11 protein-coding genes are annotated in these 23,768 nt (G+C 36.3%); 10 read left to right on the top strand and 1 reads right to left on the bottom strand.

From position 1 onward, the window contains the following. Positions 1-77: 77 nt before the first annotated feature. From IPI31_15035 to IPI31_15010, 6 genes are read left to right on the top strand one after another with little or no spacing between them, the layout of a single operon-like run. Positions 78-2,384 (top strand): T9SS type A sorting domain-containing protein, encoded by a 2,307-nt coding sequence (locus tag IPI31_15035; protein ID MBK7569133.1) that lies wholly within the window; start codon positions 78-80, stop codon positions 2,382-2,384. A 15-nt stretch (positions 2,385-2,399) separates the two neighbouring features. After that, positions 2,400-6,035: an FG-GAP repeat protein gene (locus IPI31_15030; protein MBK7569132.1), complete on the top strand. Its 3,636-nt coding sequence runs from the start codon at positions 2,400-2,402 to the stop codon at positions 6,033-6,035. 14 nt (positions 6,036-6,049) lie between these two features. Continuing rightward, entirely contained in the window at positions 6,050-8,185 is a 2,136-nt protein-coding gene (locus IPI31_15025) for a T9SS type A sorting domain-containing protein (protein MBK7569131.1), read from the top strand. A 14-nt stretch (positions 8,186-8,199) separates the two neighbouring features. Beyond that, positions 8,200-10,347 carry a T9SS type A sorting domain-containing protein gene (locus tag IPI31_15020; GenBank protein ID MBK7569130.1) on the top strand — a complete coding sequence of 716 codons (2,148 nt, stop codon included), beginning with the start codon at positions 8,200-8,202 and terminating at the stop codon, positions 10,345-10,347. Positions 10,348-10,357: 10 nt separating this feature from the next. Next, positions 10,358-12,517 carry a T9SS type A sorting domain-containing protein gene (locus IPI31_15015; protein ID MBK7569129.1) on the top strand — a complete coding sequence of 720 codons (2,160 nt, stop codon included), beginning with the start codon at positions 10,358-10,360 and terminating at the stop codon, positions 12,515-12,517. A gap of 15 nt (positions 12,518-12,532) precedes the next feature. Then, positions 12,533-14,995 (top strand): T9SS type A sorting domain-containing protein, encoded by a 2,463-nt coding sequence (locus tag IPI31_15010; protein ID MBK7569128.1) that lies wholly within the window; start codon positions 12,533-12,535, stop codon positions 14,993-14,995. A gap of 157 nt (positions 14,996-15,152) precedes the next feature. On the opposite strand, the gene IPI31_15005 is transcribed toward IPI31_15010, so the two are convergent. Then, a complete protein-coding gene (locus tag IPI31_15005; protein ID MBK7569127.1) occupies positions 15,153-15,506 on the bottom strand; it encodes a hypothetical protein in 354 nt (117 codons plus the stop codon). Between the two features lie 357 nt (positions 15,507-15,863). Here IPI31_15005 and IPI31_15000 point away from each other — a divergent pair, with 357 nt between their 5' ends. From IPI31_15000 to IPI31_14985, 4 genes are all read left to right on the top strand, one after another. After that, positions 15,864-16,829, top strand: a complete 966-nt coding sequence (locus tag IPI31_15000) for a T9SS type A sorting domain-containing protein (protein MBK7569126.1) — start codon at positions 15,864-15,866, stop codon at positions 16,827-16,829. A gap of 63 nt (positions 16,830-16,892) precedes the next feature. Next, complete coding sequence (locus tag IPI31_14995) at positions 16,893-19,046, top strand: T9SS type A sorting domain-containing protein (protein MBK7569125.1); 2,154 nt, start codon at positions 16,893-16,895, stop codon at positions 19,044-19,046. A gap of 231 nt (positions 19,047-19,277) precedes the next feature. Further along, the gene (locus tag IPI31_14990) at positions 19,278-21,410 is read left to right on the top strand and encodes a T9SS type A sorting domain-containing protein (protein ID MBK7569124.1); all 2,133 of its coding nucleotides are present in this window, start codon (positions 19,278-19,280) and stop codon (positions 21,408-21,410) included. A 44-nt stretch (positions 21,411-21,454) separates the two neighbouring features. After that, positions 21,455-23,719 carry a T9SS type A sorting domain-containing protein gene (locus IPI31_14985; GenBank protein ID MBK7569123.1) on the top strand — a complete coding sequence of 755 codons (2,265 nt, stop codon included), beginning with the start codon at positions 21,455-21,457 and terminating at the stop codon, positions 23,717-23,719. Positions 23,720-23,768: the final 49 nt, after the last annotated feature.

The raw sequence follows: 23,768 nt of genomic DNA, 5'->3' as shown, positions 1-23,768 counted from the left end.
TATAAATATCTGATTATCAGCACTTTAAAAGCATGTCTAAGTTTATGTTATTTTTATAATCAAATTACTCCTTTACTATGAAAACTATCTTCACATTTACACTATTACTTTTTGCTATTGATGGATTTTGTCAGGCGCCGGAGATTGAGTGGGATAAAATTTATGGAGGATATTCAGAAGAAGATGTTGCAAGTATTGTTTATACTTCTGACGGAGGTAGTTTAATCGGCGCAGAGACTTTGTCAGACTCTTCCTTTGATATTAGTGAAGCAAGAATCGGTATGACTGATTATTGGATCCTAAAGTTGGACTCCAATAACAACATAATGTGGGAAAACAGAATGGGAGGTACTTTTTTTGATAATGTCAAGCAAGCCATTGAATTATTGGATGGTGGGTTTTTAATTGCAGGCTCTTCCCGATCTGATTCGTCATCAGATAAATCTGAAAATGCCATTTCTGAAATGTGGGAAGATTATTGGGTTGTCAGGTTGGATGTTTTTGGAAACATTTTATGGGAAAATACAATTAAAGGAAACTATGAAGATTTTTTAATAAGAGTGGAAGAAACTGAAACTGGAGAAATAATTCTTTTCGGGAATAGTTATTCAGATTCAGGATTTGATAAAACCGAAGAATCTAATGGCGGAAGTGATATATGGATTATAAAGCTTGATATTTTTGGCAATATAATTTGGGATAAGTCATTTGGAGGGGACAGTGGGGATTATATTTCAGATGTTCAAAAAACTGCAAATAATGGGTTTATTTTATCTGGAAATACCTACTCCGGTATTTCCGGTGATGTAACTAACGTTACATATGGCAATTGTGATTATTGGGTTTTGAAATTAGACAGTCTTTGTGAAATTGAATGGCAATTAACATTAGGTGGTTCAAGTTCTGATCTTTCTTTTGGAGTTGATACTTGTATTGATGAAGGATATATTGTAGGAGGTTACTCATATTCCGGAATTACAGGCAATAAAACCTCACCATCCTTTGGATTTTATGATTATTGGGTTATTAAAATTGATTTTGAAGGTAATGTCGTGTGGCAAAAAACCTTTGGAGGATCTGGGACTGATGTATTAGATGACTTAATTTCATTACCTGATGGTGGTTTTCTTCTTGGTGGATCTTCCAGTTCTGAAATATCAGGAAATAAAACGGAGGGTAGAATTGGGTCGATAAATTCAGATTATTGGATTATACGATTGGATGCCTCAGGAATAATAAAGTGGCAAAATGTGATTGGAAATGAAGGAAATGAAAATTTGAGGTCACTTTATTTAACGCCAGGTAATGGATATGTTTTAACAGGAATATCAGATTCTGATGCCGGCTTTGATAAATCAGAGGATTCATATAAGCCACTTGAATATGATATTTGGACAGTAAAAATTTTACCAGATTGTTTACTTAATTCATGGTTTTATGATGCTGATATTGATGGTTATGGTAACCCTTTATTAAATACTTTTGGTTGTATCGGTTTGCCGGGATATGTTTCTAACAATTTGGATTGCTATGATTCAAATCCTGATATCAACCCATCCTCCCACGAACTCTGCAACTCCCTCGACGACAACTGCAATGGCCTCATCGACGACGCCATCACCGAAACAATTTCCATCTCTGCAGGCGGACCAATCACATTTTGTCAAGGTGGAAATGTATTATTAACTGCAACTTATTCCGGTGCAACGGTGCAATGGAAAAAGAACGGTACAAACATTCCCGGTGCAACATCTCCAACATATTTAGTAAATATAAAAGGAACATATACTTGTGTAACAACCAGTCCTTGTGGAACTACATTATCATCTCCAATTATGGTTAATGTAATAAAAAATCCTCCTGCATCAATTACCGCAGGCGGAGCAACAACTTTCTGCGCTGGCGGTTCCGTAATATTAACTGCAAATGCCGGTGGAGGATTAAGTTATCAATGGTATAAAGGTGCATCATTAATTGCAGGAGCAACATCTATAAATTACACCGCAACATTAGCTGGAAATTATAAATGCAGGGTTACAAAAACTGCAACGGGATGTTTTAAAAATTCGAATGTGATTAATGTGAGTGTGCCTTGTAAGGAAGGTGAATTAATGGAAGATGAAAATTCTTTTAGTATTTATCCGAACCCCAATGATGGAACATTTACCATAGAAGCGAATGTAACGAAGCAAGATTTTGCGTCTCAGGAGTTAACGACAATAGAGATTTATAATAATCTTGGGCAATTGATTTATTCACAAAAAATTCTTCCTAATGATGGGAGGATTAATGAACGAATTGAATTAATAAATATTTCAAGCGGGATTTATTTAGTTAAACTAAATAATGATTTTCAATTATCGAAAAATTTAATTATTGAATAAGCTATAAAATCAATCATGACAAATAAAGTATTTTTATTATTAAGTTTTTTAATACCAATATTTATATCCAGCGCCCAAGTAATTTTACCGGATGAAATCATATTTTGTGATCAATCTGCCCAATTTGGATCTGCTGTTTCAAGCATTGGTGATGTAAATGGTGATGGTTATGGCGATATTGGTGTAGGTGCATATAGTTACGATAATGGAGAATTAAATGAGGGAAGAGTATATATTTTTCATGGGTCAAATACTGGAATTGATTCAATTCCTGAATTAACATTAGAAAGTAATCAAGCATCTGCAAATTTTGGATTTGCAGTTTCAGGAGCAGGAGATGTAAATGGTGATGGGTTTGATGATATTATTATTGGTGCTTATAATTTTGATAATGGTCAAACCAATGAAGGCGCGGCCTTTATTTACCTTGGATCAGCAAGTGGAATTAATCCAATTCCTAATATAATGCTTGAAAGTAATCAGGCATCAGCTAACTTCGGATGGTCTGTATCTGGTGCAGGAGATATAAATGCAGATGGTTTTGATGACATAATTGTTGGAGCCCAAAATTATGATAATGGGAACACCAATGAAGGTGCGGCATTTATTTATCATGGATCTGCAACAGGTATAAATGGCATAGCAAATATTATTTTGGAAATTAATTCCACAAACGCAGCATTTGGAACTTCTGTATCTGATGCAGGTGATATTAATAATGATGGGTTTGATGATATAATTGTAGGTGCTCCTGATTATAATTCTAAAGGTAAGGTAAATGTTTATCATGGATCTGTTACTGGTTTGAATTCAACTCCAAATTCAAACCTGTTAGGGTTTCAAAATTTTGCAGAATTTGGATATTCAATTTCATCAGCCGGTGATGTTAATAATGATGGATTTGATGATATTATAATAGGTGCTTATCAGCATGATAATATAGAATCAAATGAAGGGCGGGCAACTATTTACATTGGAACTTCGGATGGTATTTATACAAGTGGTTATCCTAGAGAGATAAATCAGGTAGATGCGCAGTTTGGATACTCAGTATCCGGTGCAGGTGATGTAAATGCAGATGGGTATGATGATGTAATAATTGGAGCACGCTATTATGAAAATGGCGAAAGTAATGAAGGTGCTGGATTCATATTTTTAGGATCAGACTTCCCATATGTTGGTCTAACCCCATTTAATATTATGGAAGGCAATCAATTTGGTGGTAATGTCGGATCTTCAGTTGCAGGGAGTGTTGATTTTAATGGTGATGGAACAAGTGATTTATTTATAGGTGGAACACTATATGATAATGGTGTTGTTGCCGGAGCGGCTCTGATTTATTACTATGCAGGGTGTCTACAAAATTTTTATTTGGATGGAGATGGTGATGGGTACGGGAATGCTCTTATTGATACTTTATCATGTTCAAATATCATAGGTTTTGTAACGGACACAACTGATTGTGACGATAGTCAGTTTTCTACCCACCCAGGTGCTGCAGAATATCTAAATGGAATAGATGAAAATTGCGATGGTATTCTGGATAATCTTGCACCGGTTATAGAATGGCAGACCACAATTGGTGGGAGTGAATATGAAAGGTTAAGCACAATACAGGAAAGTGAAGAAGGTGGTTATATTATCGGTGGCTTTTCAACTTCCGATATTTCTGGTGATAAAACAGTAATTAATAATGGGTCAGACGATTATTGGATTTTAAAATTAGATGTTGATGGAAATATTGATTGGCAAAAGGTGTATGGAGGTAATAACTCTGACTTTCACGGTTATACTCAGCAGACCTCAGATGGAGGGTTTATTTTAAGTGGTCATTCTTATTCAAGAATATCTGGGGATAAAACAGAAGACTCCATTGGATATTCAGACTTTTGGATAATAAAAATAGATGCAATTGGTAACATTGAATGGCAGAATACAATTGGGGGCAATAATTTTGATTTATTATATTGCCCAGTGAAACAAACTACTGATGGGGGGTATATTTTGGGTGGTACATCAGATTCGGGAATGTCTGGTGATAAAATTGAACCATCAATAGGATCCCTTGACATGTGGATAATTAAATTAGATGAATCTGGGAATATAGATTGGCAAAATACAATTGGAGGAAGTAGTGTAGATGAATTAAAAAGTATTGAACAAACAGATGACGGAGGATTTATTATTGGGGGAGATTCACACTCTGGAATTACTGGTGACAAAACAGAAGCAAATAATGGTTCCGATGATTGGTGGATTTTGAAATTAGATGCATTTGGAAATATAGTGTGGCAGAATGTAATCGGGGGAAGTGGAACAGAAGGAATCACCAGTATGATTCAAACATTTGATGGTGGATTTATTGGGGTAGGCCTGTCTTACTCAGGAATTTCAGGGGATAAATCGGAGCCTAATATTGGCTTTGCCGATAATTGGATTGTAAAGTTGAACAACATTGGGGAAATAGAATGGGATAGAACCATTGGAGGAAATGATTATGAAAGCCCTACCTCAATTTTACAAACAACTGAAAATACTTTTTTAATCGGATCATATACTAGCTCTGATATTTCTGGTTATAAATCTGAAAATTGTTTTGGCGGTGACGATTTTTGGTATTTTATGTTAGATCAGGATGGAGAATTTCTTTGGGATAAATCTCAAGGAGGGTCACAAAGCGATTTATTGCTTTCTATTGTTCAAACCTCTGATGGAGGATTTATTTTGGGTGGTGCATCTAATTCAGACATTTCCGGTACAAAAACCGAAATGAGTGAAGGAGGCATGGATTATTGGATTATAAAACTTTCTCCAATATGTTCACCATCCCCCGAACTCTGCAACTCCCTCGACGACAACTGCAACGGCCTCATTGACGACGGCATCACCGAAACAATTTCCATCTCCGCCGGCGGACCAATCACATTTTGTCAAGGTGGAAATGTATTATTAACTGCAACTTATTCCGGTGCAACGGTGCAATGGAAAAAGAACGGTACAAACATTCCCGGTGCAACATCTCCAACATATTTAGTAAATATAAAAGGAACATATACTTGTGTAACAACCAGTCCTTGTGGAACTACATTATCATCTCCAATTATGGTTAATGTAATAAAAAATCCTCCTGCATCAATTACCGCAGGCGGAGCAACAACTTTCTGCGCAGGAGGTTCGGTTATATTAACTGCAAATGCAGGTGGCGGATTAAGCTATCAATGGTATAAAGGTGCTTCAATAATTGCAGGTGCAACATCCATAAATTACACTGCAACCTTAGCAGGAAATTATAAATGCAGAGTTACAAAAACTGCAACAGGGTGTTTTAAGAATTCGAATGTGATCATTGTGAGTGTGCCTTGTAAGGAAGGTGAGTTGGTGAATGATGAAAATGCATTTACAATATTTCCAAATCCAAATGATGGGACATTCACAATCGAAGCGAATGTAAAGACGCAAGATTTTGCGTCTTCGGAATCAACAATTGAGATTTATAATAACCTTGGACAATTAATTTATTCAAAAGAGATTAATTCAAATGATGGATTAATAAATGAAAATATAGAAATAAAAAATATTATCCCTGGAATCTATTTAGTTAAATTATGGAATAACAATATTCACAATGTAAAAAATATTATAATTGAATAATTAAATTCAACCCTATGAAAAGAAATTTATTTCTACTCCTAAATATTCTATTTTACCTAAACAACACTTTTTCTCAGGCTCCGGAAATTGAGTGGCAGAAATCTCTGGGTGGATCAATGGATGATTTTGGAAACTTGCAGAAAACGATTGATGGTGGTTACATAAGTTCGAGTGCATCTTTTTCAAATGATGGTGATGTAAGCGGACACCATGGTTCGAGTTTATATTCAGATGTTTGGGTAATCAAGTTAGATTCTGCATTCAATATTGAATGGCAGAAATCCTACGGGGGAACACTATCGGATTGGCCAGCCGGCATAAGGCAAAATGCGGAGGGAAATTTTTATGTATTTGCACAATCAAGTTCTATTGATGGAGATGTTCCGGTTAATTATGGAGAAGGTGATTATTGGATTTTTAAAATCAATTCGATCGGTGATATTTTATGGTCTAAGGTTTATGGTGGTTCGAGCAACGACGCTGCGCGCAATATTCAAATCACATCAGATGGTGGTTGTTTACTGGTTGGAGATAGCAGATCCTACGATGGTGATGTTAGCGGTTTGCATGGATTAGGTGGTAGTTCTGATTGCTGGATTGTTAAATTAGATACAGAAGGGAACATGGAATGGGAAAAATGTTTTGGTGGTTCAAGTGCTGAGTTGGGATTATCAGCATATGTAGATACAGATGGATATGTAATTGCCGGACCAGCATTTTCTAATGATGGAGATGTAAGTGGAAATAATGGATTATATGATTTTTGGATATTCAAATTAAGTTTTGATGGAATATTGATCTGGCAAAATTGTTATGGAGGTACAAAATATGATTATTGTTTTTCAGTAGATGGTACTGCAGATAGTGGATATATTCTAACAGGATATTCTGAATCAAATAATGGTGACGTATCTGGCCATCATGGTGCATCGGCAAAAATAGATGCATGGGTTATTAAAGTTGATCATACAGGAAATTTGGAATGGCAGCAGTCATATGGAGGAACTAAGGATGAATATGGCAAACGAATTAAACAAACTCTGGACGGTGGATATATTTTAACTGGTTCAGCAACTTCAATTGACGGCGATGTTAGCATAAATAAAGGGGGTGATGATTGTTGGTTACTGAAATTAAATAGCAGTGGAATCATTGAGTGGGAAACTACTTATGGTGGTTCAGCAGATGAAACAGGAGGTTCAATTTTAGAATTGCCTGAAGGAGATTGGTTAATTGCAAATCACACATTATCAAATGATGAAGATGTTTTATTTAATCATGGTGGTGAAGATTTTTGGATAGTCCGTTTTGGTGAGGCTTGCACCCCAACCCCCGAACTCTGCAACTCCCTCGACGACAATTGCAACGGCCTCATCGACGATGCCATCACAGAAACAATTTCCATCTCCGCTGGCGGACCAATTACATTCTGCCAAGGTGGAAATGTCTTATTAACCGCAACCTATTCTGGTGCAACTGTGCAATGGAAAAAGAACGGAACAAACATTCCAGGTGCAACATCACCAACATATTTAGTTAATTCAAAGGGAACATATACTTGTGAAACAACGAGTCCTTGCGATACAGAATTATCCACCGGTATTTTTGTAAATGTGCAAAAAAATCCTCCTGCAAGTATAACAGCCGGCGGAGCAACAACTTTCTGCGCAGGAGGTTCCGTAGTATTAACTGCAAACGCAGGTGGTGGATTAAGTTATCAATGGTATAAGGGCGAATCTTTAATTGCAGGTGCAACATCAATAAATTATACTGCAACAATTGCCGGAAATTACAAATGCAGAGTAACAAAAACTGCAACGGGTTGTTTTAAAAATTCGAATGTGATTAATGTGAGTGTGCCTTGTAAGGAAGGGGAGATATACAATGAAGAAGATGCATTCTCAATTTACCCGAATCCGAATGATGGAACGTTTACGATCGAGGCAAATGTAAAGACACAAGATTTTGTGTCTCAGGTGTCAACAATAGAGATTTTTAATAATCTTGGACAATTGATATTTTTCAAGGATGTTATTTCTAATAATGGAATAATAAATGAAACTATTGAATTGGATAAGATTATTCCAGGTATGTATTTAGTAAAATTGAACTCCGACTTACGGCTTTCAAAAATAATTGTAATAAAATAATTTAAAATTCCTTTATGAAACCTTTATTATTAATCATTTCATTTTGTTTTTTTTATCTATCGTTTTTGTTTTCTCAAACACCTGTTATTCAGTGGCAAAAATCTTATGGGGGTACCGCATTCGATTCAGGAGTTGGAATTAAACAAACTCCGGATGGCGGCTATGTTGTAGTGGGCGGTACAACATCTAATAATGGACATGTATCGGGCTTGCATGGCACTGAGTATGATATTTGGGTCTTTAAAACAAATGCTGCCGGAAATGTTTTATGGCAAAATACACTCGGAGGAATAAACGGTGATTATGGTTATGAAATTTATCTCACTCCAGATGGAGGATATTTGGTTGCAGGTACTTCATCTTCCAATGATGGTGATGTAACAGGGCATCATGGCGTCTCCACTTCGCCGGATATTTGGCTTGCTAAACTTAATAATGCAGGAATTCTGATTTGGCAAAAAAGTCTTGGTGGTAATGGTGGTGAAGCAATTGGAGAAGTAATTTTTACGCTCGATGGTGGATATATTTTTGCCGGAAAAACTAAATCGGTAAATACAGGCGATGTAATAGGGGGGCACAGTATTTTTTCAGATGACATCTGGATTGTAAAAACAGATTCCATAGGAAATATTCTTTGGCAAAAAATTTATGGCGGTTTAGAGGATGAATATGCATATGCTATGCAAGTTACGGATGATGGTGGTTATCTCGTTGCAGGATATGCCAATTCCACTGATTTTGATGTTACAGGAAATCATGGGGAAGATGATGTTTGGATATTAAAATTAAACAGTATCGGTGATTTAATATGGCAGAAATCACTTGGCGGTTTAAATGATGATCAGGCTTTAGCTATGTGCAAAACAAATGATGGTCATTTTATTATTGCAGGTTCATCTGAATCAAATGATGGCGATGTAAGCGGTCACTTTGGCTCTAATTCCACTACAGATTTTTGGATCGTTAAAATTGATTCACTTGCCAATATTGTATGGCAAAAATCATTTGGTGGAACCGCAAATGAAACACCCACAGATATAGTGAAAACAATGGAAGATAATTATTTAATTACCGGAGGTTCTTATTCTGCTGATGGAGATATTTCATCCCATAATGGTTCAACAAGTTATGCCGATTTTTGGACAATAAAAATAGATGGGGATGGAAATTTATTATGGGAAAACTCGAACGGAGGAACTGATTTTGATTATGCAACATCCATAATAACAACCGCAGATAATGGATTCATTATTTGTGGTCATACAAACTCAGATGATATAGATGTTACATTCAATCATGGGATAAATGATGTATGGCTGGTAAAATTTTTACCTGAATGTACTCCCACCCCCGAACTCTGCAACTCCCTCGACGACAACTGCAACGGCCTCATCGACGACGGCATCACCGAAACAATTTCCATCTCCGCCGGCGGGCCAACAACATTCTGTCAAGGTGGAAATGTATTATTAACTGCAACCTATTCCGGTGCAACAGTGCAATGGAAAAAGAACGGCGTAAATATTCCCGGTGCAACATTACCAACATATTTAGTAAATATAAAAGGAACATATACTTGTGTAACAACCAGTCCTTGTGGAACTGCATTATCATCTCCAATTATGGTTAATGTAATTAAAAATCCACCTGCAGCAATTACGGCAGGCGGAGCAACAACTTTCTGCGCAGGAGGATCAGTAATATTAACTGCGAATGCAGGTGGCGGATTAAGTTATCAATGGTATAAAGGCGCATCATTAATTGCAGGAGCAACATCAATAAATTACACAGCAACATTAGCAGGAAATTATAAATGCCGAGTTACAAAAACTGCAACAGGTTGTTTTAAGAATTCGAATGTGATTAGTGTGAGTGTACCTTGTAAGGAAGGCTTGCCTGCCTATGAGGCAGGGGAATTAATTGGAGGCCAATTTACTATTTATCCAAATTCTGCAAGCGAAACTATAATTATTAAAGTTTCTAATCAGCTTTCTCCTTTTTCCACACTTCAAATTACTGACGTTTCAGGAAAAATAATTTTGGAACTAAATATCTCTTCAACTGAAACAGTGATTGATATTTCAAATTATCCATCCGGCATTTATTTCGTGAAACTGACAATTGATGGTAGGCAACTAACTGAAAAATTTATTAAGCAATAAAACAAGTGGTATGAAAATTTTCTACATATTTTTATTCTCCTCTTTCTTAATTCCCTACTCATTTTCACAGGCGCCGGAAATTGAATGGCAAAACACAATTGGCGCTTCTTACGATGAATTTCGTGCCATTGAACAAACGCAGGATGGAGGTTACATTTTAGGTGGTTATTCATCGTCACCAATAGGTGGAGATAAAACTGAGGGTTCTTTTGCGCAGGATTACTGGATCATTAAAATTGATGCCGCTGGAAATATCATTTGGGAAAATACCCTCCATGGTGAAGATGGCGACTATTTAACAAATGCACGACAAACAGATGATGGGGGTTATATATTAGGTGGTCATACTCAATCAGGTTCCGGTGGAGATAAATCTGAAAATACAATTTGCGATTGTACCGGGGATTACGATTTATGGATCGTAAAGGTTGATGCAACGGGAAATATAGAATGGGAAAATACAATTGGAGGAGAAAATTATGATTTTATTTATACTGATTGTTTGGAACATACTATTGATGGAGGTTATATTGTAGGAAGCGTATCGTTTTCAGGAATTAGTGGGGATAAAACAGAAAATAATATCAATGGTTATAATTATTGGATATTTAAATTAAATGCATCAGGTAATATAGTCTGGCAAAACACTATTACAGGCGGAGGAATATTGCAGGTAGTTCGTGAAACAAATGAAGGTGGATTTATCTTGGGAGGTTCTTCGGCCACTTCACCGGCTGGTGATAAAACGGTAGGTACTTATGGAAATGAAGATTATTGGGTAGTAAAAACGGATGCTTTGGGAAATATAGAATGGCAAAAAAATTATGGAGGCAATAAGCAGGATCAACTAATGGATCTAAATCAAACTTTGGATGGTGGATATATTTTAGGCGGATTTTCATATTCCGGAATTTCCGGTAATAAATCTGAAACTGTTTGGGGAGGAGTGGATAATTATGCCGACTACTGGGTAATTAAAATTGACAGTTTGGGAAATATTATTTGGCAAAATGATATAGGTGGTTTTAAAGATGATTTTTTATTGAGTGTTCAACAAAATACGAATGGTGAATATATTTTAGGTGGTTATTCAGGGTCAGGTGCAACAGGTGATAAATTAGAAACTCCAATTGGAGGATATGATTACTGGATAGTGTCATTAAATGAATTGGGAAACATCGAATGGCAAAATACAATTGGGGGATCCAATGATGATTATTTATATGATATTGCCTTAACACAAGAAGGTGGTTACACACTTGGAGGAACATCATACTCCTCAATTTCAGGTGATAAAACTGAAAATCGTATAGGCAGCTCTTTCAATTATTGGATCGTAAAATTATTTGCTGATGAATGTGTTCCATTGGTAGAAATATGTAATGTTCTCGATGATGACTGCAATGGAATTATTGATGATGGTGTTATAGAATCAATTACTATTACACCTGCTGGTCCAACCGTATTTTGTCAAGGAGGTTCAGTAATATTAAATGCAACTTATTCAGGGACTTCAATCCAATGGAAAAAGAACGGCGCCAATATTCTTGGAGCAACATCATCAACTTATTCTGCAACAACAACTGGAACATATTCCGCACAAACCTCCAGCGATTGCGATACAGAAATTTCAAATGAAATTTTCATACAAGTAAATAAAAAACCCAATGCATTTATTTCCGCCGGAGGCCCTACAACATTTTGTACCGGAGGTAGTGTAACATTATCTGCCAATACAGGCGGTGGATTAGGTTATCAATGGTATAAAGGTGCGTTGCCGATTGCAGGAGCTACAAATATTAATTATATTGCAACAACAACGGGAAATTATAAATGTCTTGTTACAAAAATAGTTTCCGGTTGTTCTAAACAATCCAATGCAATTGCTGTCGCAGTTACGTGTAAAGAAGGCGAAGAATTATTTCCGGATAATCATTTTATTATTTACCCAAATCCCTCAACAGAAAAAATTACTATCAGCCTTAGCAGTAGCATACTCACCACTCCCCATTCACCACTCACCATCACGGATCTCTCAGGAAAAATAATCGCTCAATTAAATATATCATCATCCGAAACAGAAATCGATATTTCAAATTATCCCACCGGCATTTATTTCATCAATATAATTTCAAGTGATAATTTCTTCACAGAAAAATTCATCAAATAATAAATTAACTCCAGGATGAAATTCAAGATATTTTTATTCTCCTTTTTCCTTCCACCTATTTCCTTTTCTCAGGCTCCGGAAATTGAATGGCAGAATACTATTGGAGGTACATCTGATGATGATCTGCAATCTGTTGTTCCCACTTTTGATGGGGGATATATTTTAGGCGGCTCGTCGTACTCTCAGGACGGTTTTGATAAAACAGAAGAGCGCATTGGTGATGACGATTACTGGGTAGTTAAAATCAATCACCTGGGAATTGTTGAGTGGGATGAAACAATTGGAGGCACTGGAAGAGATAATGTATATGCCATTCAGCAAACGCCTGATGGGGGTTATATTGTGGGTGGAGAATCTGTATCAAATATTTCTGCTGACAAGTCGGAGAACAGGATCGGAGGAGCTGATTACTGGATCGTAAAAATTGATGGAGAAGGAAATATTGAATGGGAAAATACCATCGGTGCTGCAGGAGAGGAATATTTCACGGCATTGGATCAAACTGCTGATGGCGGATATATTATTGGCGGATATTCTCATTCCAATGCCAATGGTGATAAAACGGAAGACCTGATCGGCGATCATGACTATTGGATAGTAAAACTGGATGGTGAGGGGAACGTTGAATGGGACGAGACTATTGGAGGTCTCTGGGATGATTATCTGACCGCTATTCAGCAGACTATGGATGGGGGTTATATAATTGGAGGTTATTCAGATTCAGATATGTCGGGAGATAAATCTGAAAATACGATAGGTCCAGATCATTTGAATGATTACTGGATTGTAAAAATTGACAACACAGGAAATATTGAATGGGAAAATACTATTGGTGGAACTAAAGACGATGCGCTGTATGCCATTCAGCAAACTCCGGACGGAGGATATATTGTGGGTGGAGGGTCTTACTCAAACGAATCGGCAGACAAATCTGAACACAGGCTTGGAGAGACCGACTATTGGGTAATTAAACTTTATGAAAACGGAACTATTGAATGGGAAAATACAATTGGGGGCGACGATGACGATTACCTATATACTCTTGATCAAATTCCCGGTGATGGATATTTGCTGGGCGGCAAATCATTATCAAATATATCTGACGATAAAACCGAAAATATGGTAGGCGCACCATGGTATACGGGATACGATTATTGGGTAGTAAAATTAAATAATGAAGGGATAGTGGAATGGGATAATACCATTGGCGGCAATGATTCAGATGATTGCACATCAGTAAAAAGTACTTCTGATGGTGGTTTTGTGTTGGCGGGTTATTCAGAATCGCCGGTTTCGGGAGATAAGATCGAAGATATTGGCGAGGATGATTATTGGGTCGTAAAATTATTTCCCGATTCTTGTTTCGTCATCACAGAAATTTGCAATGGTCTCGACGACGACTGCAATGGCATCATCGACGACGGCTTTATTTACCTCACATATTATGAAGATGCAGATGACGACGGATTTGGGAATATTTCTATCACCACAACAACCTGCATAGGATTACCACCGCCCGGATTTGTAGCAGACAGCAGCGACTGTGATGATAATAACGATTTGATTTACCCTTCAGCAACTGAAGTATGCAATGGATTTGACGAAAACTGCAATATCCTTATTGATGAAGGCCTTACGCTCTACAATTATTTTGCAGATATTGACGAAGACGGTTTCGGTAATGCGGATGAAATGATTTCGATATGTAATGTTTTGCCACCTGTAGGATATATTACAGATAGCACCGACTGCGATGATACTAATGATCTCATTCATGAACCCATTTTATATTATGCAGATATTGACGGTGATCTATTCGGTGATGAATTAAATTCAGAATATTTCTGCGACATCTTTATTCCTGATGGATACGTTACGAATAATACGGATTGCGATGATTTAAATATTTTGATCAACCCTGTTACAAATGAAATCTGTAATAATATCGACGATAATTGCAACACAGAAATTGATGAAGGACTCCCGATGCAAACTTTATACATAGATGCTGATGGCGACAATTTCGGTAATTATTTAATTGATACCATCACCTGTTTGTTGAGTATCACGGGATACTTATCCGACAGCACAGATTGCGATGACACGAATCCTGATATATATCCCGGAGCAACAGAAATATTAAATGGAATTGATGATGACTGCGATAAATTAATTGATGAAGGTATTACAGCTATTATAGATCAAACAAATAAGTTCAATATCTCAATTTATCCAAATCCAAATGATGGAACATTTACAATAACTGCGAATGTAAAGACGCAATATTTTGCGTCTCCCGAGTTACCAACCATAGAAATATACAACAACCTCGGTCAATTAATTTATTTCAAAAAAATTAACACATCCTCCGGAACAATAAACGAAACCATCCAACTCCAAAACCCATCACCCGGTGTTTACTTTGTTAATTTAAAAAATCAACACTCTATTCTCAATAATAAATTAATTATCGAATAATTTTTTTTCAGAAATATAACCCTAACACAATATAAACTTCGTGAAACCTTTGTGCCTTAGTGTCTTCGTGGCAAGATGGGTTCAAAAAAAACCTGGCATCACCGTTAAGTTCTGCCAGGTCGTGGTGTATCACGTTATTTATTTTTAAATCAATTTATTAAAGTTTTTCTATAGTTACGATCGTAATTGGAGTCCCCGCTAATCTAACACCTTCGGGAATCGGATCTAAAGTTGCATTTACACTAACTCTCAATCCATCTTTCTTAAAAGCTCGGGTTAAATTTCCCGGGTAATAATCCTGAACTTCCCCATTCGCTCCGGTTGATCCATGGATAACCCAGATATCACCCTTTAACATAACCGTTCCAATTATTGTAATAGAAACATCCGATTTTGAATTCTTAAAATCCCCCGAACTATAATATCCGGCAACTTCTCCACCAAAACTGGATGTCTGGCCAAACGCACTCACTGTGATCGCGATCAGCATTGTAAACAATACCTTTTTCATAAATTTTATATTTTGATGAATAATTATTTGATAATTAAAGACAATAGAGCAATAAATTTGCCCTTCCTTTCATTTCGTAATATTTAAAACATATTTGCCTGATTATTAAGGCTTTCTGACTAAAATAATTTTTGAAATAATAAAAGAAATTATATCAACCCCAAGTTTTCAAGTAACATTTTCTACAATTCTGTGGAATTTTATACCCCTCACTTGCAGGTTTGCTTTAAATTTTTTTTAAAAGGATTTTAACCTCGTTTACACTTCTATGAATGGATATTTACTAAAAAAACTGGATAAGCTCCAGCTTATTTCCACAAGAACTTAAAAATGTATTATTTTTATTTAAAATTTCACATGAAAAAACTACTACCTATTACTCTAAGCATCCTTGCTGCAGGCAGCATTTATGCTCAACCATCCCTCACAAGTGATGAAATGCTTCCCTTCGGCTCCTTCATGGAGTTTTATTACCCTGATAATTTAGAGGTAATAGACACCACAATTCAAGGTGCTGATGTAACTTGGGATTTTTCTGATTTTGAACCCATATTTGATGAGGGAGCAACCATTGAGATCGTAGATCCGGCAGAAACCGCACATGGAGATGATTTTCCGGAGTCCAATTATGGATACTATGAAATTTATCCCGGAGCAAATGCATACCGCTATTTTAATCTCACCACAGAAAAAATGGAAAGGGTCGGTTCTTATTTATCAGGCACTGTAAATACATTCACGGATACCCAGGAAGAATATATATTTCCTTTTGAGCTTGGAGTAACAAATATCGATACCTGGGATAATACGGAATCCGGTTTTGGAGGAGGAGATTATAATCTCGAATGTTTGGGTTACGGCACTCTTATTTTACCCGACATGACAACTAATGATGCACTCATGGTTCGTGTTCATTTTACGGAAGGTGGCATCATCGACATAAAATTATTTTTATGGTATAGTTCTGATAACGGAGCTATCCTTATGCAATATATTGATGGTGATGGTTTCTGGGTTGGAGATAATGCAATTTATCTCCATTCATTAGAAGTATATTCCGGAATTCACGACGAACCCATTACAGAAAATATCATTTATAATAATCCTGTTGATAATATACTCAATATAACTTTCGAGAATTTTTATACAAATGGAAGTTATCAGATATTTAATGAACTGGGACAAGTTATTAAATCGGAGCAGATCTCCTCCACATCTACCCAATGGCAAATTCCGGTGGATGATTTAACCATTGGCATTTATACTGTATTAATTACATTAGATGGTAAACAACCTGAAGCTTTTAGAATGGTGAAAATGTAATTAATATTTTTCTATTTTTTTTTGAACCTACTTTTAATTAATTTAAATTATTATATCTAATTTATGAATAAATATTTCATTTTTGCAGTTATCTCCTTTCTCCTTATTCCTTTTTCCTCCTCAACGCAAGCGCCGGCAATTGAATGGCAAAATACCATCGGAGGTACAGGTTACGATTTTTTAAATAGTATTGATCAAACTTCTGATGGCGGTTATATTATGGGAGGATATTCCGATAGTAATATAGGTGGAGATAAATCGGAAAATAATATTGGCGGTGACGATTATTGGATCGTTAAATTAAATGCTGCCGGAAATATTGAATGGGAAAATACAGTTGGTGGTGGAAATTTCGACAGATTTTATTCCGTAGAAGAAACTCCGGATGGTGGTTATATTTTAGGAGGACAATCGCTTAGTGGCGGTGGGGTAGGAGACAAGTCGGAAAGTAATATGGGTGGATACGATTATTGGGTGGTAAAATTAAATAGCGATGGTTCTGTTGCATGGGATAATGCCTATGGCGGAGTTGGAAACGACCAATTATATAATGCACAACCAACATCCGACGGCGGATATATTCTTGCAGGTTCTTCCGACACAGGTTTAGGGGGAGATAAAACAGATAATAAAGTAGGAAATACCGATTTCTGGATAATTAAATTGGATGCAGCTGGAAATATTGTATGGCAAAATGATCTTGGAGGAGTTATGTTCGATATCGCATATTCTGCTTACGAAACAACTGATGGTGGATATATTATCGGAGGCACTTCAACCAGCGGAATTAGCGGAGATAAAACACAAGCCAATTTTGGATTTGTAGATTATTGGGTTGTGAAAATAAATTCTTCCGGAGTTTACGAATGGGATAAAACATTTGGTGGTGCGTCATCCGAATATTTATATTCAGCAATTCCAACTGCTGATGGCGGTTCTATTTTAGTAGGTATGGCAGATGGTGGCATCTCCGGAAATAAAACGGAAGCATCAAATGGATTATATGATTTTTGGTTAATTAAATTAGATGCATTGGGAAATATTTCATGGCAAAATTCCATCGGTGGTTCCGGTCAGGATTATGTTTTTGTAAATCCTGTTGTGCAAACTTCCGATAATGGATATATCGTAGCAGGATATTCGCAAAGTGCAATTAGTGGTGATAAAACAGAAGCAAATACAGGTTCATGGGATTATTGGATATTGAAATTAACAGCAGGAGGATCTATTACATGGCAAACTGTATTAGGTGGTTCTGGTGGAGATTATGCAAATGCAATTAATACTACAGCTGATGGCGGATATATTGTTGGAGGATATTCCTACAGCGGTGCCACAGGAGAAAAATCAGAAGCAAATATTGGTGATGCAGATTATTGGGTGATGAAATTGGAAGGCACAGGTTGTGTTCCGTTCACAGAAATTTGTAATGGAATAGATGATAATTGTAATGCAATTATTGATGAAGGAATTACTGAAACCATTTCTATTTCTGCAGGTGGTGCAACAACATTTTGTCAGGGAGGAAATGTTTTATTAACTGCCGTGCACACAGGAACTTCTTTACAATGGAAAAGAAACGGTTCCAATATTCCCGGTGCAACATCTGCAACTTATTTAGCAACTACAAAAGGAACTTATACTTGTCAGACAACCAGCACTTGTGATACAGAATTATCATCTGCTATAGCCGTAAACGTTATCAAAAACCCACCCGCATCAATTACCGCAGGCGGCGCAACAACTTTCTGCGCAGGTGGTTCAGTTATTTTAACAGCAAATGCCGGTGGCGGATTAAGTTACCAATGGTATAAAGGAGCCTCACTTTTAGCAGGTGCAACATCCATAAATTACACCGCAACAATTGCAGGAAATTATAAATGCAGAGTAACCAAAACTGCAACGGGATGTTTTAAAAATTCGAATGTAATTGCGGTTAGCGTTCCTTGTAAAGAAGGTGAAAGATTATTGGACACAAGGAATTTGCAAATCTTCCCAAATCCAAACAACGGAAACTTTACAGTTATATCCGATATCACAGGAAAAGGGAATATAGAAATACTAAATTCACTTGGACAAGTAATTTATTCAAAGGTGTTAAACTCGGAAAATGGAATAAATGAAAATATATCAATTCCCGGACTTCCAGGTGGAATATATTTAATTCGTGTAATTTCAGAAGAATCAGGTATGGAACAGCTAATAAGTATAAACTAATTTGAGCGCAGGATAATGCCGAACTTAGTGTAATTAATACACTAAGTTCGGCATTCTGATTTCAGTAAAGTAATATTCGTGACGTTATTTTGCACTTCATTTTTCAATTTCACTAACTCATATGGTGATTTCATCCTTAAATCAGGTCATTTCACACAAATTTTTGAAATCTCCCGTGACTGCTTATTAACTTCGTAAATTCAAGGTTTATAATCAAAAAAAATATCAAAAATGCAGATCCGGATCTTTTTAACAGCCTTTTTAATCACTACAATTACACTAATACAAGCTCAGGTGCCTACACTCGACTGGCAGAGCTGTTTTGGCGGTACTAATCACGAAGTTCCCGAATCCATTTGTGAAACGTCGGATAGAGGAGTTGTAGTTGCAGGATATTCTATGAGTAATAACGGAGATGTTACAGAAAATCAGGGATTATATGACTGGTGGATATTTAAACTTGATCCCGCTCACAATTTATTGTGGCAAAGATCTTTAGGAGGTACGAAAGACGATTTCGCCTATTCTGTGATTTCCACTGCAGATGGAAATGTTTTGTGTGGAGGTAGCACTCGTTCAAACGATGGAGATGTATCGGGAAATCATGGAAATTTTGATTGCTGGCTTACTAAAATGGATAGTCTTGGAAATGTTATTTGGAGTAAATGTTATGGCGGTACTCAATACGATGAATTAAAAAGTTTAATTCAAACTACCGATGGAGGTTATATATTTTCAGGAAGAAGTCATTCCAACAATGGCGATGTAAGTGGCCACCATGGAACTGCAATAAGTTCAGATGCATGGGTGGTAAAAATTGATGCTGCCGGTAATATCGAATGGCAAAGATCTTATGGTGGAACCGATTGGGATTATTCAGAAGATATAATTCAGACCGCTGAAGGATATGTATTCACAGGATATGCCAGCAGTAATGATGGTGATGCAAATGCGAGTCACCCTGTTGATTATTGGATAGTGAAGATCGATCTTACCGGAAATATTATTTGGTCAAAAACTTATGGTGGTTCTAATTCTGATAATGCAAATTCTCTTATTCAATTAGCTGATGGTAATTTTATTGTTGCAGGAACATCCTATTCATGGAATGGTGATGTAACCGGTCACCACGGCACCGATCTTTCCAATGGGGATGTTTGGGTTCTTAAATTAGATGCAAATGGGAATATTGTTTGGAAAAAATCATACGGTGGACTTTCTATAGAACTCGGAAACGAGGTAATTGATTATGATGATGATTTATTTTTGGTGACCGGATATGCGCAATCAATTGATGGTGATCTTTCCTCCACACCTTCCAACGATGGAAATGTTTGGACATTAGCTATTAATAAAGTGAGTGGAGTTATGGAATGGTATGCTTTAAATGGTGGTAGTGTAGGAACAGAATACGGAAGAACTGTTTGCAAAACTTCATACAATGGATTTATTTTCGGTGCAATTGCAACTACCAATAACGATCTCATAACCACCGCCCATGGATTTAACGATTTTTGGATCTTTACCTGGACTCCCGATTGTATTGCAGTTACAGAAACTTGTAATCTTATCGACGACGATTGTGATGGATTAATTGATAATGGAATTATCGAAACAATTAATATTTCGGCAGATGGTGCAACAACATTCTGTCAGGGAAATTCCGTTTTATTATCTGCAACATATTCCGGTGCAAGCATTCAGTGGAAAAAGAACGGGACAAATATTCCCGGTGCAACATCATCAGCATACTCAGCAAATAAAACCGGAAATTATACTGCAGTTACAACTTCACCATGTGGTACCGCAACATCATCAATAATAAATGTTACTGTAAATAAAAATCCTTCAGCATCCATTACCGCAGGCGGTGCAACAACATTTTGTGCAGGTGGTTCAGTAATATTAACCGCAAATGCAGGAGGCGGATTAAGTTATCAATGGTATAAAGGAGCTTCACTTTTAGTTGGCGCAACATCAATAAATTACACAGCAACAACCGCAGGCAATTATAAATGCAGAGTAACAAAAACCGCAACAGGATGTTTTAAAAATTCAAATGTTATTTCTGTTACGGTGCCTTGTAAAGAAGGCGAGGAATTAATGAATGAACAAAATAATAACTTCACCATCTTTCCTAATCCAAACAACGGAACGTTCAACCTGCTTTATGATTGCCCAACAGGATCAATTTACTTAACAATTCTTAACTCCCTTGGGCAACAGATATTTTATAAACAAATAAATTCGACTAATGGGATTATCAATGAAACAATTTCAATAAATAATTTATCCTCTGGAATTTATTTCGTGAAATTATATAATGAAAATAATTATTCAGAACAAAAGTTAATAATTGAATAATAAATTAATTCTTGGGTTTAAAAAAAATATAAAATTTTAAAATTATGAAAAATACATTTTTTCTAGTTTCTTTTATTATTGTTGAATTTTTATTAAATTCTTCTATAATTTATGCGCAGCCTTGTGTTCCCTCAGATGAAATTTGTAATGGTATTGATGATGATTGCGATGGAATTGTTGACTTTTTAGGCTGTGATCCCGGTCCGCAAGTTATGGTTCAAAATACGATTGGCGGAAATCATACAGACGATGTAGTTGATATTATTCCTGCTACAGATAATGGATTTATTGTTGTTGGAACAAGTGCTTCAGAAATGTCGGGGGATAAAACTGAATCTTCCATAGGGCCAACCGGTCTGTCAGACTATTGGATCTTAAAATTGGATCAGGATCTGAATATTATTTGGCAGAATACTATTGGTGGTGATAAATCTGATGTTATGCGTGCAGTTGTTGCAACATCCGATGGGGGTTATCTGTTGGGTGGATATTCTGATTCACCTATTTCGGGCGATAAAACTGTGCCATCGGTAGGACCCGGAACTGCCTTTGATTACTGGCTTGTAAAAATAAACTCAGTCGGTGATATTGAATGGCAAAAAATATATGGAGGAACCGGAACCGATTCGTTTGAAGGGATGTGTGCAACATCAGATGGCGGTTTTGTGCTTTGCGGATATTCTTATTCCGGCATAGGTGGAACTAAAACAGAAGCAAATATCGGTAACGCTGATTATTGGATAATTAAAATTAATTCCGAAGGAGATATTATCTGGCAAAATACAATTGGAGGAAATAAAGACGATTTTGCATATACCATAAAACAAAGTGCAGATGGTGGATATTTAGTCGGCGGATTTTCAAAAAGCAATATCTCAGGTGACAAAACGGAAGCTTGTATTGGTGGCACGGGAAAATATGATTATTGGATCGTAAAATTAAATTCAGAAGGTATTATCGTTTGGCAAAATACCTTGGGCGGAACTGAAACGGATGAGTTACATGATATAGAAGAATTAAGCGACGGTAATATATTGCTAGCAGGGTTTTCCCGGTCAGCACCCTCCGCAGATAAAACAGAAAATATTATTGGCACCGAATTATTATCAAGTGATTATTGGCTGGTTAAATTAGATGCTTCAGGTAATAAATTATGGGACGAATCGATTGGCGGTGGAAGCAGCGATTATTTGTTTGATATAGAAGAAACACCCGATGGAAATTATTTTTTAATGGGATACTCATCTTCAACTAATGGTTATGATAAGGTAGAATATAACTTTGGACAGGAAGATTATTGGATAATGATGTTGGACACATCAAGGAATATCTTATGGCAGAATTCCATTGGCGGTACAGAAACTGATTATTTGCGATCTGGTCATTATCTAACTGACGGAACTATTATTCTGGGAGGATATTCAGAATCAGATGACGGATTTGATAAAAATGAAAATTCTCTTGGACTCTTTGATTATTGGATAATAAAAATTTTTGAGGAAGATTGCACCCCAATTCCTGAATTGTGTAATGCACTCGACGACAATTGTAACGGATTAATTGATGATGATGTAATAGAAACAATTAATATTTCGGCAGATGGTGCAACAACATTCTGTCAGGGAAATTCCGTTTTATTATCTGCAACATATTCCGGTGCAAGCATCCAATGGAAAAAGAACGGAACAAATATTCCAGGTGCAACATCATCAACATACTCAGCAAATAAAACCGGAAATTTTACTGCAATTACAACCTCACCTTGTGGAACTGCAACATCATCAATAATAAATGTAACCGTAAATAAAAACCCTCCCGCCTCCATTACCGCAGGTGGCGCAACAACTTTCTGCGCAGGTGGTTCGGTAATATTAACCGCAAATGCAGGAGGTGGATTAAGTTACCAATGGTATAAAGGAGCAACACTTGTGGTTGGTGCAACATCAATAAATTACACAGCAACAACCGCAGGAAATTATAAATGCAGAGTTACTAAAACTGCAACCGGTTGTTATAAAAATTCAAACATTATTTCCGTTTCTGTTCCATGTAAAGAATCATTGGAAACTATAAATCCTGAAATACATATTTATCCAAACCCTGCCTCAGAAAAGATCACAATCAATATAGATAATAAATTTACTTTGGGGTCAATCACAATTACTGATATCAGCGGTAAAAAAATAATTCAACAAAAACTTAAATCAGGTATTTCTGAATTTGAAATTTCAAAATTAATGTCAGGATTGTATTTTATCAACTTTTCTATTGATGGAATTAATTCCACTCAAAAATTTATAAAAAACTAAAATTTATAACCTTAATTGCCTAATTTAATTCGTAACTAAAAATTAATTT

The sequence above is a fragment of the Bacteroidota bacterium genome (assembly GCA_016706865.1).
In the GTDB taxonomy this organism is placed as follows: Bacteria; Bacteroidota; Bacteroidia; order Chitinophagales; family BACL12; genus UBA7236.
The sequence above is the reverse complement of the archived record's forward strand: the minus strand, read 5'-3'. Positions and strand labels throughout refer to the sequence as shown.

What these genes read in the sequence shown, in the direction of transcription:
- IPI31_15035 (MBK7569133.1), top strand. Translation starts at nt 78, where the DNA reads ATGAAAACTATCTTCACATTTACACTATTACTTTTTGCTATTGATGGA.
- IPI31_15030 (MBK7569132.1), top strand. Translation starts at nt 2,400, where the DNA reads ATGACAAATAAAGTATTTTTATTATTAAGTTTTTTAATACCAATATTT.
- IPI31_15025 (MBK7569131.1), top strand. Translation starts at nt 6,050, where the DNA reads ATGAAAAGAAATTTATTTCTACTCCTAAATATTCTATTTTACCTAAAC.
- IPI31_15020 (MBK7569130.1), top strand. Translation starts at nt 8,200, where the DNA reads ATGAAACCTTTATTATTAATCATTTCATTTTGTTTTTTTTATCTATCG.
- IPI31_15015 (MBK7569129.1), top strand. Translation starts at nt 10,358, where the DNA reads ATGAAAATTTTCTACATATTTTTATTCTCCTCTTTCTTAATTCCCTAC.
- IPI31_15010 (MBK7569128.1), top strand. Translation starts at nt 12,533, where the DNA reads ATGAAATTCAAGATATTTTTATTCTCCTTTTTCCTTCCACCTATTTCC.
- IPI31_15005 (MBK7569127.1), bottom strand. Translation starts at nt 15,506, where the DNA reads ATGAAAAAGGTATTGTTTACAATGCTGATCGCGATCACAGTGAGTGCG.
- IPI31_15000 (MBK7569126.1), top strand. Translation starts at nt 15,864, where the DNA reads ATGAAAAAACTACTACCTATTACTCTAAGCATCCTTGCTGCAGGCAGC.
- IPI31_14995 (MBK7569125.1), top strand. Translation starts at nt 16,893, where the DNA reads ATGAATAAATATTTCATTTTTGCAGTTATCTCCTTTCTCCTTATTCCT.
- IPI31_14990 (MBK7569124.1), top strand. Translation starts at nt 19,278, where the DNA reads ATGCAGATCCGGATCTTTTTAACAGCCTTTTTAATCACTACAATTACA.
- IPI31_14985 (MBK7569123.1), top strand. Translation starts at nt 21,455, where the DNA reads ATGAAAAATACATTTTTTCTAGTTTCTTTTATTATTGTTGAATTTTTA.